The sequence below is a fragment of the Lachnoanaerobaculum orale genome (assembly GCF_003862485.1).
GTDB classification, from domain to species: domain Bacteria; phylum Bacillota; class Clostridia; order Lachnospirales; family Lachnospiraceae; genus Lachnoanaerobaculum; species Lachnoanaerobaculum orale.
This window is the reverse complement of record NZ_RRCM01000002.1, coordinates 356,367-374,738: the sequence shown is the minus strand read 5'-3', so window position 1 is coordinate 374,738 and position 18,372 is coordinate 356,367. Positions and strand designations below refer to the sequence as shown.

Here is an 18,372-nt window from a genome sequence, read left to right as displayed (position 1 = left end):
CATTAACACAAAAATATATTATTCCGCAATTGTAAACATCTTAAATGCATTTTTTACAAAGTTTTCATCGTTCCCCATTGCTCCGATGGTTGCCGTGTATTTTCCATAAGGTATGATAAGATATTTTTCATAATACTTGCTGCCGTTATCTTTAGTCTCCACCTTACTTAGACATAACAGTTCCTTACCGTTAAAGTTAATCTTTTCTTTTTTTCGTTCTACATGTGCATTTTCGCCCTTATCAAAATATGAATCCTCACCGGCATCCACTTTTGATAAGTCCACATCACCGTCCAGCAAAACAAGAATTGTATTGTCAAATGTTACATCATGTGCAACCATATCAAGCACAGGCTTACCTTTATCTACATAATATTTTTTATCTTCTTCCGACACTATACCTGACGGCCTTCCGAGAAGCTCCATTTCATAATTCGATGCAAAGACCATATGTTTACCTGTAATATCAATTTTTATATTAAGCGCACTGTTTGTATACACATTTCCATCTGTTACGCCTGCACAAAAATCTCCTGTTGATACTTTATCTTCTTTACTTTCTTCAACACTGCTTTCTGCGGTACTGCTTTCTTCTGTAGTTTCTTCACTGCTTTCTTCAGTTTCTTTCCTGTTTTCTTCCTGTCTTTTTCTTCTGTCTCTTCTTTCAGACTTACTTTCTCTTGTTTCATCTTCTTTAGGTGAGTTCTTTGCTTTTTCAAAATCCGACTCGTCAGGCTTTTCAAATATATCCAGTAAACTCTGTGCATCATCGGCATCGTATGCGGATACATCTATAGTCACTATATAATCTCCGTATTTTAAAAACAGCTGCTTCTCATAAAACATCATATCCCTGACACCGTCATGTTCCCATACAGACTTTATTTCAATACCCGGTATTTTCTTACCTGTAACCTTTCCGTCTGTAAGATTAACATATGACTTTTCCATCATATCAAATTCTTCCTCATCCTCTTTAAACATATCCTCATAATCACGTATTTGGTCAAATATATAATTGTTTAAAGTCTTAGAGTCCGGAGCCTTTCGTATCGTTATACTGACACTTCTTAGGCCGTCCGTATCACTTGCTCCCATATCGCTGATTACCGCACCGTCAGCTATCTTTTCTTTTACCTCATCCATATCGGTTCTGTCATATACTGCGTCGTCATTTTCTCCGATAAGACCTTCCTCATAATATATATCCATATCGTGGGACTTCGCGTCAAACTTCAAATCAAGCATCTTACTAAGATACACATCATCACTTATCTCACCTAATGAAAGCTCAAATTTATCTTTCTTTTTTTCTTTCTTTGTATCTTCAACAGATACGCTCTCATTACTTTTACCTTCATTACTCTCACCTTTATTACATCCTGCCACAGACAGCATAGATACAAGTAATATACCGCTTATGATTCCATTTAAATTTCTTCCCATATTTCCCCTTTTATATTTTAATTATTCCTCAAGCTTTGTAAACATATCTATGCATTCACTTGCCTTTTCTTCACTTTCTGCATATGATGTTATCTCTGCTACATAATTTCCGACTTTTAAAAATACTATCTTTTGATACATAGTCTCTCCGTTTTCAGTTGCACTGACTGTTACATAAGGCATAGTTTCACCCAAAAACTCTCCGCTACCTTTTTGTGTTTCGACTTCCATACCCATACCCTGTATACCCTCTTTTATTCCTACAACAGCTCTATTTGCATAAGTATCTACATCCTTTATATTTTCTTCCTTCTTTATCATTACACTTACAGATCCTTTTTCACCTGTAGCATACATATCTGAAAATTTTTTACCCGAATCAAGATATTCTTTTACTGCTGTAATATCCGATTCTTCTTTTCCTGTATCATAAAAGTTTTTATTTGACTCTTTTTTACTTACAAATGTCATATTATTTGACTTTGCGTCAAACTTTAATCCGAACATCTTATTTGTATATACATCACTGTCTGTCTCACCTATTTGGAGTTCAGCATCTTCACCGGAAGTTTCCACACTTTCAGCGGTGCTTTTTATTTCATTTGAATTAGCCTTTGTCTCTGCACTTTCTATTTCTTCCTTATCGTCCAATATTTCAATTGAATCAAAACCTGTTTGTGGAGCAGCTGCATAAGTCCCGCCTGAAAGAATAACCATTATATATTCTCCCCTTCTTATAAAAGCCAGTTTCTGATATACTTTTGAATCTTTTCCATTTATTGTGTATCTTATACCTTTAACTTCTTTTCCAAGCACATTTATGGTTGTTTTACTTGCACCCAAATCCGAATCCAATTTTGTCAATTGTTTCTCCAAAAAAGTATCAAGGTCGGAATCAGACTTAAAAAGCATCATTGCAACAGCTCTTTTATTTTTTCTTGTAGTTGCATACATATCTACAAATGTATCACCTTTATCTAAAACTGCTTTTATTGAATCAATATTTGTTCTGTCCGAATCATTATATCCGAACTGCTTTTTAATTGAATCATCACTCTCAAAATTATAATTGTTTTCTATTCCGTTAACCTTTATATTAAACATCTTATTGGTGTATACACCATTTTCTATCTTTCCAACAGCAAAATCTTTATAAGAATCTGAATCTACCACATAATTTGACTCCACTTTTTGTGTGGCTTCTACTTTCGGTTCCAAATCTTCACTGTTTTTCTTTCCACAAGCGTTCATAGATAACATAGATATAACCATTAATCCCATAACAGAAACTTTAAATACTCTCTTCATAAGCTCCTCCTTGATGTACAAAGTTTGATAAATTTTTTATATTGATAAAATATATTTTACTAAAATTATAATCTTCATTAACACAAAAATATATTATGCATAGTAACGAAAATACGTCATTGTTTTTATAAGATATTACTATAGCATTATTTTAAGCACAGCTTATTATATAAAAATTTGATTTTTAAACACAAAAAAGGCACACTCTGTTTCCAAAGTGTGCCTATAAGCTTTATTATAAAGTTTTATTACATCATTCCCATTCCGCCGCCTGCAGGCATTGCAGGTGCATCTTCCTTAATATTAGCAACTGCCGACTCTGTGGTAAGGAGTGTAGATGCTACCGAGTTTGCATTCTGAAGTGCGGATCTTGTAACCTTTGCAGGGTCCAAGATACCTGACTTAACCATATCCACATACTCTTCTCTGTAAGCATCGAAGCCTACACCTACACTTGACTCTCTTACCTTGTTTACAACAACGCTTCCTTCAAGTCCCGCATTCTCAACTATTCTGAAAAGCGGTGCCTCAAGTGCCTTAAGAATAATCTTTGCACCTGTTCTCTCATCACCTTCAAGAGTAGCTACAAGCTTTGCAACTTCCTTGCTTGCGTGGATGTAAGCTGAACCGCCTCCTGCAATGATACCTTCCTCAACAGCAGCTCTTGTAGCGTTGAGTGCGTCTTCCATACGAAGCTTTGCTTCCTTCATCTCAGTCTCTGTAGCCGCACCGACTCTGATAACCGCAACACCGCCTGAAAGCTTTGCAAGTCTCTCCTGCAGTTTCTCCTTATCAAAATCGGATGTAGTCTCTGACAGCTGTGCTTTAATCTGAGCAACTCTCTTTTCGATATCGGCCTTTGCACCCTGTCCGTCAACGATTACAGTGTTCTCTTTCTGAACCTTAACACTCTTTGCTCTACCAAGGCTTGCAAGTGTAGCATCCTTAAGCTCAAGTCCAAGTTCCTCACTGATTACAGTACCGCCTGTAAGAACAGCGATATCCTTAAGCATATCTTTTCTTCTGTCACCATATCCAGGAGCCTTTACAGCTACGACATTGAATGTTCCTCTAAGCTTATTTACTATAAGTGTTGTAAGAGCCTCACCCTCTACATCCTCAGCTATAATAAGAAGCTTCTGTCCTGATTTAACAAGCTCCTCAAGAAGAGGTAAAATATCCTGAATATTTGAAATCTTCTTATCTGTAATAAGTATATACGGATCATCAAGATTTGCTTCCATCTTCTCCATATCTGTACACATGTATGCGGAAACATAACCTCTGTCAAACTGCATACCTTCTACAAGGTCAAGCTCAGTCTTCATTGTCTTTGACTCTTCGATAGTGATAACACCCTCATTGGTCACCTTCTCCATAGCATCCGCTACAAGGCTTCCAACCTCATCATCACTTGCAGAAATAGCTGCAACTCTCGCAATCTGCTCTTTGCCCTTTATAGGCTCGCTCATCTTTGCAATAGCCTCTACAGCTGCATCTGTAGCCTTCTTCATTCCCTTACGCAAAACTATAGGGTTTGCACCTGCTGCAAGGTTTTTCATTCCCTCGTTTATCATTGCCTGTGCAAGAACTGTAGCTGTAGTTGTACCGTCACCTGCCACATCATTTGTCTTTGTAGCAACTTCCTTTACAAGCTGTGCACCCATGTTCTCAAATGCATCTTCAAGCTCTATTTCCTTTGCAATTGTAACACCGTCATTTGTAATAAGCGGTGTACCGAATGATTTATCAAGTACTACATTTCTTCCCTTAGGTCCCAATGTAACTCTTACTGTATCAGCCAGCTTATTTACACCGGCTTCCAATGCTTTTCTGGCTTCTACGCCATATTTAATATCCTTAGCCATAGTATTTCTCCTCTAAATTTATATATTATGTATTATTCTATTACCGCCAAAATATCATTCTGCTTAACAACGATATATTCTTCCTTGTCAAGCTCCACCTCTGTGCCGGCATACTTTGAATAAATTACCTTATCTCCGACTTTAACCTGCATCTTTATTTCTTTTCCGTCTACAACTCCGCCCGGACCTACAGCAACAACCTCTGCCTGTGAAGGCTTTTCCTTTGCCTGTCCCGGAAGTACTATACCGGATGCGGTTGTCTCTTCAGCAACCAATTGCTTTAAAACTACTCTATCAAATAAAGGTACCAACTTCATTTTGTATTCCTCCTAATAGTTATATAATCAACTATGTAAGTTTATACCACTTTTTATTAGCAGTGTCAAGGCTTGAGTGCTAATTTTCTAAATAATTTAAAAAACAGCCACAACTTTAACAGTTAATGGCTGATTTATAACGATTATTATTTAAAAAACTTATCATATATTCCAAATACAAATATGAATAAAACAATTATCGGAAGTATATATGTAAGATAGAATCTCATCCAATTCTTCATCTTAAGGCCTTCACCTTTATTACACTCCTTCATATAATTATCCCATCCCCATCCGTATCTGCTGACACAAAACAAAAGATATACCAAAGATCCAAGCGGCAATATTATATTACTTACAAGGAAATCTTCAAGATCAAGTATGCTTCCTCCAAAAGGCTTTAACCATCCGAAACTCCAGATATTGAATCCGAATACACATGGAAGTGAAAGTACTATTATAATAATCATATTGAAAAGGCTCACCTGTTTTCTTGACTTCTTTGTAAGGTCCATGCCGCAGGAAACTATATTTTCAAATACTGCAAGCACTGTAGAGAATGCCGCAAATGACATAAATATAAAGAAGAAACTTCCCCAAAGTCTTCCAAGCGGCATCTTATTGAAGATGTTCGGCAATGTGATAAATATAAGTGCCGGACCTGATGTCTGATCCACACCATATGTAAATGTAGCCGGGAAAATAATAAGTCCTGATACTATAGCTACGAAAGTATCCAGTATAACTATTGTCACCGACTCTCCAAGCATACTTCTGTCATTGCTTATATAGCTTCCGAATATAAGCATTGCACCTATTCCAAGGCTTAATGTAAAGAATGCCTGATTCATTGCACCGGTTATAACATTACCTATACCTGTTTCTTCTATTCTGCCTATGTTCGGTACAAGATAATATTTAAGCCCTTCTGCAGCACCTTTTAAGAAGAATGAATTTACAGCAAGTATAATCATTACCACAAGCAGTGTAACCATAACTATCTTTGTGATATTTTCAAGCCCCGCTTCAAGTCCTCTTGATACTATAAACATTCCCACTACTACTACAACAACCATCCAAAATATCATTATTCCCGGTTGTGTAAGCATAGTATTGAATACATCCAAAACACCGTCTGAATCAAGTCCTTCAAATCTTCCTGTTACAGTCAGGTAAAAATAATGAAGCATCCACCCTGTTACAGTGGTATAAAACATCATTAAAAGATAATTACCTATAAATGCCACTATTCCATGTATATGCCATTTACTTCCGGCGGGTTCCAACTTTTGGTATGCCAATACCGGACTCTTTCTTGCAGCTCTTCCTATAGAAAACTCCATTGTCATTATCGGCAGACCGAGCATTACCAAAAATATCAGATACAGCAGTACAAATGCACCGCCTCCGCCTTTTCCTGTCATGTACGGAAACTTCCATACATTACCGATACCTATCGCACATCCGGCTGAAATGAGTATAAACCCGAGCCTGGACTTTAACCTTTCTCTTTCCAAAATATCCTCCTAATAAACACTTGATATTTTTGAGGATTGCGAGAACAATCAGTGCGAAACAATCGGCACCATAGAAAACGCTTTACCCCAATAACTTGTTAAATCAAATGTAAAATATTATAGCATATTTCATAAAAGAATTCTATGTTATGCATTAAAACATTCTTTAATCAAGTTGTATTTGTTTCATCATATTAACATACTGTCATATGTAGTCATTTTACTTGATGATAATTGTAAATCCTCTTTTTTATCTAATCTGAATCCGGATAAATATAAAATAATACAGAATATTATAGGTGATGTCCCACTAGTTTCATCTTAACCTTCTTCTTCACACTAATTGGCAATCTTCCAAATAGTTGCTTTATTTTTCATGCTTATCAAGGTTTTATACAAACCTCCCTGCTTCATCAGTCCTTCATGATTTCCTCGTTGTTCTATTTTCCCGTTATTTAAAACTAAAATCTGATCGGCGTTTCGTATGGTAGAAAGCCTATGAGCAATCATAATGATGGTCTTGTTCTTTGTCAGTTCTTCAATGGCAGCCTTTAGTTTATCTTCATTTTCCGGATCAATATTTGCTGTGGCTTCGTCAAAAATGACAATCGGGGCATCTTTTAACATAGCTCTGGCAATGGAAATTCTCTGTTTTTGTCCTCCGGAAAGAGTGGCTCCGCCTTCTCCAATCAACGTATCGTAACCATTTGGCAAGGCTTCTATAAAATCATGACACATCGCCTTTTTAGCAGCTTCTATGACCTCTTCTCTTGTGGCACTTGGCACACCGAACTTGATATTATTTTCAATTGTATCCTCAAAGAGATATACATTCTGAAATACCATAGCGATATGACTCATCAGATTGGGCAGGGTATACTCTTTAATGTTTTTGTCGCCCATTAAGATTTCTCCTGCGTTTACATCCCAAAATCTTGCAATCAGATTGCAAAAGGTCGTCTTTCCGCTTCCGGACGGACCGACAATGGCGGTCATGGTGTTCTTCTTCATCTCACAGGAAATATGATCTAAAATTGTCTTTTCATCATAAGCGAAAGAAACATCTTTAAATTCAATATCCGGGTGACGGATTGGACTTGTTTCAGCTCCTTCTTTTATTTCAGGAATCTTTTCCAAATATTTCAAGCTGTCGATGGAGTTCTCTGCAATTCTCAGTATCGCCATAGAGCTTCCTGCCGCCTTAATTCCTTCAAAAATAATAAAGCCGGCAATCATAGACATAATCGCATCTGCCAAAAGCATATCTCCTTCAATGTAATACTTGGCAGATAAAATAATAATAGCGGCAATACTGATTCCAAGAACAATTCGCTGTAAGGCGATATATGGCGTCATGGTTTTTTCCAGTTTCATTGTAATATTGCAGTTTTCTTCAAACGCATTGCTCAGTTCTTTATTATTCTTGCCGCCTAAATTGTATGATTTAATCACCTGCATTCCTTGTACGGTTTCCAGTACCTGTTTTGTCAAATGTGTTTGAGCAATACCGATTTCGCTTGCATTTTCTCTTGACTTTTTTTCCATAAAATAGGTGATAATAAAAAAAGCAAGGATACCCAAAAATGCGGTAATTCCTGCCATTATGTGCAAATAAAATAAGGCTAAGGCAAAGACGAAAGTATTGAGTAATCCGCCTAAAACAAGCACAAGTAGCATCGGTACCTGCATTTCAATCTGGCTGAGAGTGGTGGTACTCATTGTTGTAATCTTTCCTAAACTGAATTCACTGAAAAATCCCATCGGTACTCTTTTCAGCTTGTTTCCGATACGGATTCTTTTATCCGCCGCCATAAAATAGCCAGCATGTGTTTGCTCCAGCTGAGATATATATTGCGTGATAATCTTTCCGACTAAGCTGACAAGAAGAATCCCTAAGACAATGGCTATATCCTTCATGGAAAGAGTTTCGTCAAATATTTTAACGAGAACATAATACACACCACCCATTTGCATTGCATTAAATGCCGCACAAAGGAAGCCGACAATAATGGAATTTTGTATATTCGGCTGTTCCTTTTCCGCAAAGTTCCATATTTTCTTAAATACTGTAATCATAACGCTCCTCCTTTCCCGCAGCTTTCCATAAAGAGGAATAGACTTTTGACGTTTCTAAAAGTTCCTCATTCTGTCCACAACTTTCAATCTTCCCGTTTTCGACCACAAATATTTTATCTGCATTGACAATGGTTCTAAGCCTATGTGCAATTAAAATCAATGTTTTTCCTTTCACCAAATTACTGATGGCTTCCTGCACAATGCTTTCGTTTTCGGTATCCATATAGGAGGTGGCTTCATCTAAAATAACGATCGGTGCATTTTTCAGCATGGCTCTTGCGATAGAAATTCGTTGCTTTTCTCCTCCGGACAAATGTCCTCCGCCTTCTCCCACAATCGTGTCATACCCGGCGGATAACCCTCGGATAAATTCATCACAGCCGGATAATTTTGCTATTTCTTCTACTTCTTTATCACTTGCCGACGGCTTTCCGATTCTTATATTTTCTCTGACAGACATATCAAATAGATAGTTGTCCTGTGATACATAAGAGATGGTTTCGGATAACTGTTCCAGCGGAATCTCTTTGATATTTTTTCCTCCGATACTTACTTCTCCGGCATCTGCATTCCAAAAACCTGCGATCAGCTTCGTAATGGTTGATTTTCCACCTCCTGACGGACCGACAAATGCCGTTACCTGATTTTCCCCAATCGTCAAACTGACCCCTTCTAATACTTTCTTATCTTCCGAATAGGAAAAATCCACATTTTTCAGTTCAATATCACTACCGGATAACGAAACATTCTCTTTACCATGCTCAAGATCAGGGGCATCCAAAATCAATCCGATTTCCTTTGTAATCGTTCCTATTCTGGACAGATCATCCATATAATTGGTCGCCGTCAATATATTTTCCACCGTTCCGAATGAAAGTACAATGATGGTTATAAAAGTAGCTATTGTTAAGGAACCATTTAAATAGAAATAAACTCCTAACGGCAGGATTGTAAGCAAGGACATAGGTGAAATTTTTCTGTATGCAGATACACCAATCATCGTTTCTTTCATCCAATGATAATAAAATGCCGCATTTTCATGGACTGCTTCACTGTATTTCTGGTAGGAAGTTTCGCTTTGATTGAACATCTTGATGACCTCAATTCCACCAATGTATTCCACCACTGCGTTATTCATTTTCTGATTGATTTCCACCGATTGCTGATACTTTTTCCCATAAGATGCCATCACCGATTTCATACAGAACATTCCAATCACAAGAGGAATCAAGGAAACAAGTGCCAATCTCCAATCCAAAATAAACATATAAATCAGCAAGAGAATCGGGGCGATGATATTGGCAGTCATTTCAGGAATAATATGTGCTAAGATCGTTTCCATGGAATCCACCTGATCTACAATAATATTCTTGAGCTTACCGGAAGAAATATTCATAACCTTTCCAAGGGGCATCCGAAACAGTTTTTTAGAAATTTCTTCCCTTATCTTTTTTAAGGAATAAAACGTTGCCTGATGCGATATGGAAGTGGAAGCCGCCGCAAAGATTTCTTTCAAGACCATTGCGGCTAATATCATAAGACCATATTGCAAATAAAATCCAAATTCTGTGTTTTTTCCGATCAGTCCTACAATCATTTTTGCTAATATGATATATGCGGCAAGACCGGATACCACTCCTAAAATTGCCAATAGAACGGATTGAATGTAAGTGTTCTTCTGTTCTTTTACATACTGTTTGATTAAATTCATAATTTAAATCCTCCTCTTATACCAAAAATTTTTATCTTATGGGAGCAAATAAGAAATCCGATATTTTATCTTCATTTCCTTTTACAGCTATCTTTTTATGAGTCTTGTCATCCAGCATCAACACCGTATTACACACCTCAAAGAGAAGTTCTAAATCATGAGTAATAATAACCACCGGTCTCTTGGCGGCATATCTCCTTATCATAGCTCCTATTTCTTTCATTCTCTTATAATCAAGCCCTGAAGTCGGCTCGTCCAATATAATGATTTTTCTTTCACTTAAAAAGGCAGTCGCAAGTGCAAGCCTTTGCTTTTGCCCGCCGGAAAGCTCTTGTGGGTGATCCATTTTTTTATCCCACAAATCAATTGCATGAATATAGGTAGTGACTTCTTTTAAGTATTCACTATCTTTCACTTTATTTTTAGGAATCAGTTCATTTTCCACCGTATCAAAGAAAATTTGATAATCCACATCCTGCATCATATAATACGATTGCTTCAATCTTTCTTTCGTTGTTTTTCCATAGCTTATTTTCCCTTTATTTTTAATTAAACCTGCCAAAGTTCTTCCTAATGTTGTTTTTCCGATTCCATTTTCCCCGATGATTGCCATTATTTCTCCATAATGAAGATTAAAAGAAAGATTCTTTATAAGTTCCTGTTTCCCGATATTGATACTTAAATCCACGATCTCGGCAACCTTTTCTTGCTCTTCATCCGAGTTTTGTGCTTTCAGAGACTGATAACTGATTGCTCGTAATCCATATTTTTTACAGTCATCCTCTGTGAGTTCTCCTTGAGAAAACACCCTCTCGATTGTCCCATCTTTCATATAGATTAACCGGTCATATAAATCATTCAAAAAAAACAATCGATGTTCCGCAATAATAATCGCCTTTCCCATTTCTTTTAAAGTGCGGACAATATCTCTAAACTGAGCAATCCCTTGATAATCCAAATTGGAGGAAGGCTCGTCAAAGAAAATAATTTTCGTATCATATAGTAAAGTGGAAGCGATCGCCACTTTTTGTTTCTGTCCTCCGGAAAGTTCAGAAAGTTTCTTATCCATCAAGTCAGAAATCCCCATTTTCTCAAAGGCTTCTTTTGTTTTTTGCTTTAATTCCTCAAGAGGCATTCCTAAACTTTCTCCAACAAAGGCAACTTCTTCCTCCGCAATGGTAGCAAAAAACTGATCCGACGGATTTTGAAACACATTGCCGATATATTTTGCAAGCTCACCTTTTTCATAGTCCGGCAAATTTTTATCAAATAATTTTACTTCTCCGTCTAAATCACCCTCATAGTGATTGGGAATTAAGCCATTTAATATTCTTGTCAAAGTCGTTTTTCCACATCCTGAAAGTCCTGTTATAACAATCAATTCACCCGGCTCAACACTTAAACTTAAATTTTTTAAGATAATCTCTTTGCTGTTTTTATACTTAAATTTGTTGATTTTGACTTCTAAAATTTTCATTTATAATCCTCTGTATCTAAAACAATCTCCATACTAAATAAAAAGAAACAACCAAACAAATCAAGTCAAAAATATTATATTTAGTTGGATTGTAACTTGTTTTTTTTATTTTATACTCTGCACCTTTTGAAATAATGGAAGATGTTAAAGTTTCGCTTACATGAAGACACTTATACATCAATGGAATAAGATAAAGTTCAAATGAACGGACAGGATGTAAGAGGCTTATTTTTAAACCCCTTACTTTCATACCATTTCGTATTTCTTTAATCCTTATTTCCATTTCACTCATAAATCTAAGTCCCGTAGCAATACTAAGGTTAAAGTTATTTGTAATTCCAATTTTCCTTAAGGAACTCATTATAGTAAGTGGCGATAAAGAAATCAGTATCCTACCTAAAACAAAAATAGGAAAAAGTTTTATCCCAATTAAGAGTAAACCTATAAAAGACGCCACTCCAAGTTCATAAGGAAGTTTCCCCAACAAATGCAAAAGCAATAAAAGAAACAGGTACTTTACAGACACACTAAGAAATGCTTTTTTTGAATGCGTTAGTAACAAAATAAATGAAACGGACATCATAATATAATAGCCAAGTTTATCAGTAATAAAAAGTGTAATGGAAAATGAAACGATGAGGATAAACAAAACTATACTATTAACTATGCAAGTCTCTTTTACTGTGTTTTTTTGCATTAAAGTATCCCTTTCTCTTCTCTTTTTTCAAAAAATTTATTATTGATATACATTCCGAACATGCCGGCCACAATAACTAAAACGATATTTATAGCAATCGAAATCAACATTGCTTTAGGTGTAAAAAATGTGTACATATATTGAGCTTGCTCCGGAGAAAAAACAGTAAATACTTCCACTAATTTTTCAGGGCCTAAAATTTTTACAAAAGTCATAGCGTGCATTGAAATGATAAACATTCCGGTCGCCACTGCCGCTGCAACTCGTTTATCATCTTCATAATTTCCTATGATAATTTCGGCCACAATACCTGCTATTAAATTTATAATAAGCATCGGCCAATATCCCATTAATGACCAAAAAATAGCCAACAACATGAAAAATATAAATGCTGAAGGTTTTTTCTTAATCTTTTTTGCCATTACAACAAATGGCGGTGCAATTACAAGTGCAGAAAATCCACTTGCAACATAAAGAGAAACTGTTCCCAACATTCCTGTTCCCATTGATACAGCCATACCTAAAACAAAAGCAATAACTGTAAATACAGTGATTTGAATAATGTCTTTTAATTTCATAATAAACTTCCCTCCTAAATTCCGGTTCTTTATTTGTTAGCTTCAACTAACCCTGATGAAAAAATTAAGGCACCGGTGTACCGGTGCCTTATATCACCATCTATGTTAAGTGTACCTGCAATGTTAGAAGTTCTCTATAACCAATTGGGTATTTTTTAACTCCAAAAAGACAAATTGCTCTCACTTAAATTCACTTGGAGATTTACCCATAATACTTTTAAACGCCTTTGAAAACTTGCTTTGATTTTCATAACCGGCCATCTCGGCAAGTTTCCCTATACTTAAGTATGGTTTTTTACTCAAAAGAATTGCTGCTTCTTTTATTCTGTTTGTCCTCATAAAAGCACCTATCGATTGCCCCGAAATACATTGAAAGCAATTTTTAAGACTTGATTCGGAAACCGCAAACTTTTTCGCTAAATCTTTTATCTTCAGCCATTCAAAAGGATTTTCTATAATCATTTTATAACACTCTTGAGTTGCTCTGTATACCGGTTCGGAAAATGATGAAAACTGTTCTGTATCTTTTGATTCTATCAATCTTAAAAATAAAAGTAACTCTATCGTTTTTATAATAGAGTATGGAAGTCTTACTCTTTCATCTACCTCATACAATTCGTTGATAATATGATTTATTCCATCACGAGAACGTATAATCAAAGATGCTCCATTTTTACACAGTCTATCTCGTAATCTGCTCAGATTGATGTCTCCATATGGGAAATATTTATCAATTGATTTTTGAGCCACATTTATATCAATAAAAAGTGAAAGCCCAACATATTTTTTCATTGGAATACATGAATTTTTAAATATAGCTTTTCCAAGATCAACAATACTTAAATCTCCTCTCCCTAAAAAGGCATGCTCGTTATTTTCTAAAATAAATTCATAACAACCTTCTAAACAATGATCAATCTGTAACATACCCTCCTTAGGCTCTACCTTTTGATAAGTAGTTTGCATATTCAAAGTATTGTAAGAAAGTTGAATTCCCTCCAAAAGATTATAGCAGCGCATTTCACCTGTTCCTGTATCATTTTTTAAGCAATATATTTGTATATCCTTTGTCTGCTTTTTTTCTGTAAAAAAGAGTTTATCATAAGTATTTTCAATAACATTGTTTTCATTTAACTCCATTTCTTTTCTCACCTCATTTTTTTATATTTAACCTAGATTATTCACGGTAACACCATGAAAGTGGCTGAAAGCCACATTATTACTATGTTATTACTAAATATTACCATTCACTTATCAAGTGAATAAAAAAAGAGCGTCCATTTGTGGTAAATTTAAAGTGCTTTAAACTTAACAAAATTACACAAAGGAGCCCTCTATGAGTATTGTAAACACCTTATCACTTGAAAGCAATAGAAAAATTAAAATTAATTTCGATGGAGGCGATTTATCCTCCGATGCCGGCTTACTTCTTATAAAAGAATTCGTAAGTAAACTTGGCATTGATAAACTTTTCGGTCAATCATTTAAAACCAATGATTCTGCATTATTTTGTTATCATACTGATAAATAAAACTTTCTTCAGATGATATATATGATCATTGCAGGCTATTTTGAAGATGACACTTCATATGAACTTACAAATGATCCTGCGTTTAAAGCAGTGCTTAATAAAGGTACTTTAGCATCCGCTTGTTTGCTATGATGAATTACCGGAGATTTAATTAAAATTCAGCTCCGGGATGGAACTCAGTATTCAAGTACAGGGGTTGTGGACTTTCTTCAGCCTATACTTGAAGATTTTCCGGAAGTTAAACTTCTTCTTCGTGTTGATAGCGGTTTTGCAACACTAAGTTTTATAAACAGTGTGAAGAAAACGATACCGGTTATGTAATTCGTTTGAAAGAAAATGCTGTACTTCATGATAAGGCATCTTACCTTGTAGATGAACTTGATGAAATTACAAAAAACAACAAAGTAGATTATGCTGTAGTTTATGGTGAATTCATGTATCAAGCCGGACCTTGGCCTTATGAAAGACGTGTTGTCTGTAAAGTTGAAAAGCCTGAAAACCAAATGACATACATGTATACATTCATTGTTACAAACATGGAGTCAGCCCATTTTTAGGTGTATTAAGTCAGTTATAGCTTCATGGATTAAGTTTAGAGATTTATAGCACGGTACTTAATTTAAATATTGCACCGTGAATAATTCAGGATAAATATTTTGTTAATATGAATAATCTTTAATTTTAAGTATTGACTATAACATTGCGTCATAGTTTATACTTATCCTTGTTAGGAGGTTCTCAAATGTTTTTAATTAAAAAGGTTAGTGAAATAAGCGGTGTATCGGTGCGCACTTTACACCATTATGATGAACTAGGTTTACTTTCACCTAAAAAGCATGAAAACGGGTACAGATATTATTCCGAGGATGATATGTCTTTTTTGCAAATGATATTGTTTTATAAATATCTGGGATTTCCTTTAAAACAGATAAAGGATTTATTAAAACAGGAAGATTCGGAAATACTCCATCATCTAAAGAAACAACTCGTTTTGATGCAAAAAGAAAAGCAAAAACTCTTAACACTTATTGATACATTGGAAAAGACTATTGAGTCAAGAGAAAGGAGAATTACTATGTCAACAAAAGAAAAATTCAAAGGTTTTACATATCAGGACAATGAAAAATATAAACAAAAAGCAATAGACCTTTATGGAAAGGAAGTTATTGAAGAAGCTGTTAAAAAGCAAAAAGGAAGAGAACAGGAAATTACCGATGGTTTTAATAATATCTTTTTTGCCATATCGAATAATATGTCAAAGGGACTGAAGGCTACATCAAAAGAAAATACAGAACTGGCAAAAAAGCTTCATAAACATATTTGTGAATACTCATTTGACTGTAGTGCGGATGTATTTTCAAGCATAGGCTATGGATATGTTAAAAATCCGGAATTTAAAGATAATATGGACAAATTCGGAGAAGGTATGGCACAGTATCTATGTAATGCAATTCAACAGTATGTAAAAGAGATTTAATTTATAAATCTTTTTAATATATTTTCACCTCTAAGTATCATTTCATTGTACTTAGAGGTGAAAATCAAGTGTTTTTGTATGTTTAATTTATCTTTATATCAATTCTCATTTTCAATTATCTCTTTAATAATTTCAAATATAGGAACAAAATTAGAAAAATCAAAATTTTCAAATCCAGATTTTTCATTCAATACACATTCTGCAAAATCCATTTTTGAAAGTGCAAAGTTCGGACTGTTGTCTTCTTTAGGATTAATTACTCTCTCTCCAAATGATCCATCAATAATTGAAATCTTATCACTTCCACACAATTTTTTCTTTTCACAACATTTATCCTCTTTTGTCATATATCCATGACTATTAAATTCATTACCTAAATATAATCTACGTGAAATATCTCCTTCTTTGTGTTCAGTTTTAATTTCATCATCACTATAAAGATGTTCTATACAAATTTCTGGAGTATCTTTTCTAAAGTCAGGAATAGGTAAAATAAAAGAAAATACATTATTTCCCCAAGTTTTATATTTAACACCTTGTAAAGACATCTTGTTATTTGTCCTATCATCATCACAATCTGCAATAAAAATCATTCTCCTACTATTGGGCATTTTAGAGTAGCTCTCACACATGGTTGATAATGCAGTGTTACCCATATCTATCTTATTTTCTGTGTTTTTATTACTATTCTTTGCTTCATACTCAAAAAATTCAAAATCTAAATCATTAAATACTTCTTTATACTTGTCGATTTTTGATAGTTTATTATACGCAGCAAGCATGTGCTTCCAATCTGTTGCTCCTTCAGTTATAATAATCGGTTTACTTGATTCAGATTTATCAATTGCTTCCCTCAACTTTTTATTATGTGTTTCAGTCTCAGTAAAGTATTCATAGGCTCTTTTAAATTCCGAAAAACTTTCAACACCAATTCTGTTTCCGTCAGGCATTTGGTAAATATCAAAACCATCATCACCATATATCTCCTCCAGTCCCAATAAAAATAATGGTGAATGTGTTGTTACGATAAATTGAACATATGGAAACGCTTTCATCAATCTTGGTAATATATCTTTTTGATGTATTGAATGAAGATGTAATTCTATCTCATCGATAATTACTATTCCCATTATACTCTCCGGATATACACTCTTATTGATATCATTATTATCTGCATAACGAATTATAGTTGTAAAAATATTAAAAAGAGCCAATTGTCCTGTAGACAACGAATCCATTGATAAGGCAATTATTGAATCATCTTTAACTCTTTTTATATTAAATCTTGCTCCTTCATGAACTCTCAAGTTAAGTCCAAAATATACCTCTTCATTTAGTATAATACTCATAACTTTCTCAATATTTCGTCGTGCTGATGACATTGCTATTAATTCCTGTATATTTGTGTGAACTGTTTTCAGAGTATTATTTTTTTCTATACCTATATCTGTCCTTGAGTCAGCAATTACATCAAGTAACCATCTAAAATTACCTTTACCAATATTATATGCCATTATTGGATTCTTTAGCTTATTATTAAATTTAGGTTCAACATATAAATGTGTTGACAAATCATCATAATATGTATCACCTAACCAACTAGGCTTTTCATAGCGTTCAGGTCCAAAATAACATATTACATATTCAGAAAATACTTCCTTTATTTCTTCGTTATCTAAACCATAAATTTCCTTTATTCCGGTATTTGTATCCCAGTTTGTGATATCTCCATCATAACCACTCTCATTCTTAAATTGTTCAAATGAACAATCACCAGTTTTAAATAAATATTCCACTCTATTATCAAATATCACTCTAGAAAAAAGATATCTTTCTCCTACTTTTATCTCATTACTACTGATAACCTTATAGTATGAATAATTATAACTTTCTTTATCATGATGTAATGCATTACTAAATACTCTTCCTGCAAGCTCATATAATGAATCTACAATATTAGATATCATTGTTGATTTTCCACTACCGTTTTCACCTACTATTATAAGAGGCTTAGGTTTTCCATCATCCATAAAAGAAGGGCTTATATCAATTTTAGAAATCGGTCCTATATTTTTATCTATTATTCTACTTATATACAATTTTTAACTCCTCTCTACATAATATTTGCATTAGTACTTTTAATTGTGCCACAAACCGGTAAATCTGTAAATGTTTTCACTCCAATTTCCTTATCTGTAAGTGTTTAATATTAATAAAATATATTATTTTTAAATTGTGAAATTTCCCCAAAAAAGTACACACCATCTCAACATACGGGAGTTTGACAGCTACCGATTCCCTTTATAAACCTCAAACCCTTATAAAGACTGGATTTCAGTCTTATTTTTTTGTCAATTTATTATCTATTT

General features: G+C 34.5%; 14 protein-coding genes and 1 pseudogene. 3 read left to right on the top strand and 12 right to left on the bottom strand.

Annotation, left to right across the window (positions count from 1 at the left end):
- Positions 1-18: 18 nt before the first annotated feature.
- The 11 genes from EHW90_RS11715 to EHW90_RS11665 all read right to left on the bottom strand — a co-directional run bounded on the left by EHW90_RS11715 (position 19) and on the right by EHW90_RS11665 (position 14,135).
- Positions 19-1,446 (bottom strand): hypothetical protein, encoded by a 1,428-nt coding sequence (locus tag EHW90_RS11715; protein ID WP_124952903.1) that lies wholly within the window; start codon positions 1,444-1,446, stop codon positions 19-21.
- A gap of 21 nt (positions 1,447-1,467) precedes the next feature.
- Positions 1,468-2,754, bottom strand: a complete 1,287-nt coding sequence (locus tag EHW90_RS11710) for a hypothetical protein (RefSeq protein WP_124952902.1) — start codon at positions 2,752-2,754, stop codon at positions 1,468-1,470.
- Positions 2,755-3,002: 248 nt separating this feature from the next.
- A complete protein-coding gene (groL, locus tag EHW90_RS11705) occupies positions 3,003-4,622 on the bottom strand; it encodes a chaperonin GroEL (RefSeq protein WP_124952901.1) in 1,620 nt (539 codons plus the stop codon).
- A 32-nt stretch (positions 4,623-4,654) separates the two neighbouring features.
- Positions 4,655-4,939: a co-chaperone GroES gene (locus tag EHW90_RS11700; protein ID WP_007594995.1), complete on the bottom strand. Its 285-nt coding sequence runs from the start codon at positions 4,937-4,939 to the stop codon at positions 4,655-4,657.
- 146 nt (positions 4,940-5,085) lie between these two features.
- Positions 5,086-6,456: a sodium-dependent transporter gene (locus EHW90_RS11695; RefSeq protein WP_124952900.1), complete on the bottom strand. Its 1,371-nt coding sequence runs from the start codon at positions 6,454-6,456 to the stop codon at positions 5,086-5,088.
- Positions 6,457-6,795: 339 nt separating this feature from the next.
- On the bottom strand, positions 6,796-8,532 hold the full coding sequence (locus tag EHW90_RS11690; RefSeq protein ID WP_124952899.1) for an ABC transporter ATP-binding protein: 1,737 nt from the start codon (positions 8,530-8,532) through the stop codon (positions 6,796-6,798).
- Complete coding sequence (locus EHW90_RS11685; RefSeq protein ID WP_124952898.1) at positions 8,516-10,243, bottom strand: ABC transporter ATP-binding protein; 1,728 nt, start codon at positions 10,241-10,243, stop codon at positions 8,516-8,518. Before EHW90_RS11685 ends, EHW90_RS11690 begins: the two co-directional genes overlap by 17 nt.
- Before the next feature lie 31 nt (positions 10,244-10,274).
- Entirely contained in the window at positions 10,275-11,720 is a 1,446-nt protein-coding gene (locus tag EHW90_RS11680; RefSeq protein ID WP_124952897.1) for an ABC transporter ATP-binding protein, read from the bottom strand.
- 16 nt (positions 11,721-11,736) lie between these two features.
- On the bottom strand, positions 11,737-12,417 hold the full coding sequence (locus EHW90_RS11675) for an energy-coupling factor transporter transmembrane component T (RefSeq protein WP_124952896.1): 681 nt from the start codon (positions 12,415-12,417) through the stop codon (positions 11,737-11,739).
- Positions 12,417-12,995 carry an MptD family putative ECF transporter S component gene (locus EHW90_RS11670; RefSeq protein ID WP_124952895.1) on the bottom strand — a complete coding sequence of 193 codons (579 nt, stop codon included), beginning with the start codon at positions 12,993-12,995 and terminating at the stop codon, positions 12,417-12,419. The genes EHW90_RS11675 and EHW90_RS11670 overlap by 1 nt, the downstream gene beginning before the upstream one ends.
- A 180-nt stretch (positions 12,996-13,175) precedes the next feature.
- Positions 13,176-14,135, bottom strand: a complete 960-nt coding sequence (locus EHW90_RS11665; RefSeq protein ID WP_124952894.1) for a helix-turn-helix domain-containing protein — start codon at positions 14,133-14,135, stop codon at positions 13,176-13,178.
- A gap of 196 nt (positions 14,136-14,331) precedes the next feature.
- Here EHW90_RS11665 and EHW90_RS13895 point away from each other — a divergent pair, with 196 nt between their 5' ends.
- The 3 genes and pseudogenes from EHW90_RS13895 (at position 14,332) to EHW90_RS11655 (ending at position 16,003) form a co-directional block, all read left to right on the top strand.
- Positions 14,332-14,526, top strand: a complete 195-nt coding sequence (locus tag EHW90_RS13895; RefSeq protein WP_408610038.1) for a transposase — start codon at positions 14,332-14,334, stop codon at positions 14,524-14,526.
- A gap of 198 nt (positions 14,527-14,724) precedes the next feature.
- Positions 14,725-15,083 (top strand): annotated as a pseudogene (locus EHW90_RS13890) (transposase).
- 185 nt (positions 15,084-15,268) lie between these two features.
- Entirely contained in the window at positions 15,269-16,003 is a 735-nt protein-coding gene (locus EHW90_RS11655) for a MerR family transcriptional regulator (protein WP_009447362.1), read from the top strand.
- Positions 16,004-16,101: 98 nt separating this feature from the next.
- Here EHW90_RS11655 and EHW90_RS11650 read toward each other — a convergent pair whose 3' ends face one another.
- The gene (locus tag EHW90_RS11650) at positions 16,102-18,102 is read right to left on the bottom strand and encodes an AAA family ATPase (RefSeq protein WP_124952893.1); all 2,001 of its coding nucleotides are present in this window, start codon (positions 18,100-18,102) and stop codon (positions 16,102-16,104) included.
- Positions 18,103-18,372: the final 270 nt, after the last annotated feature.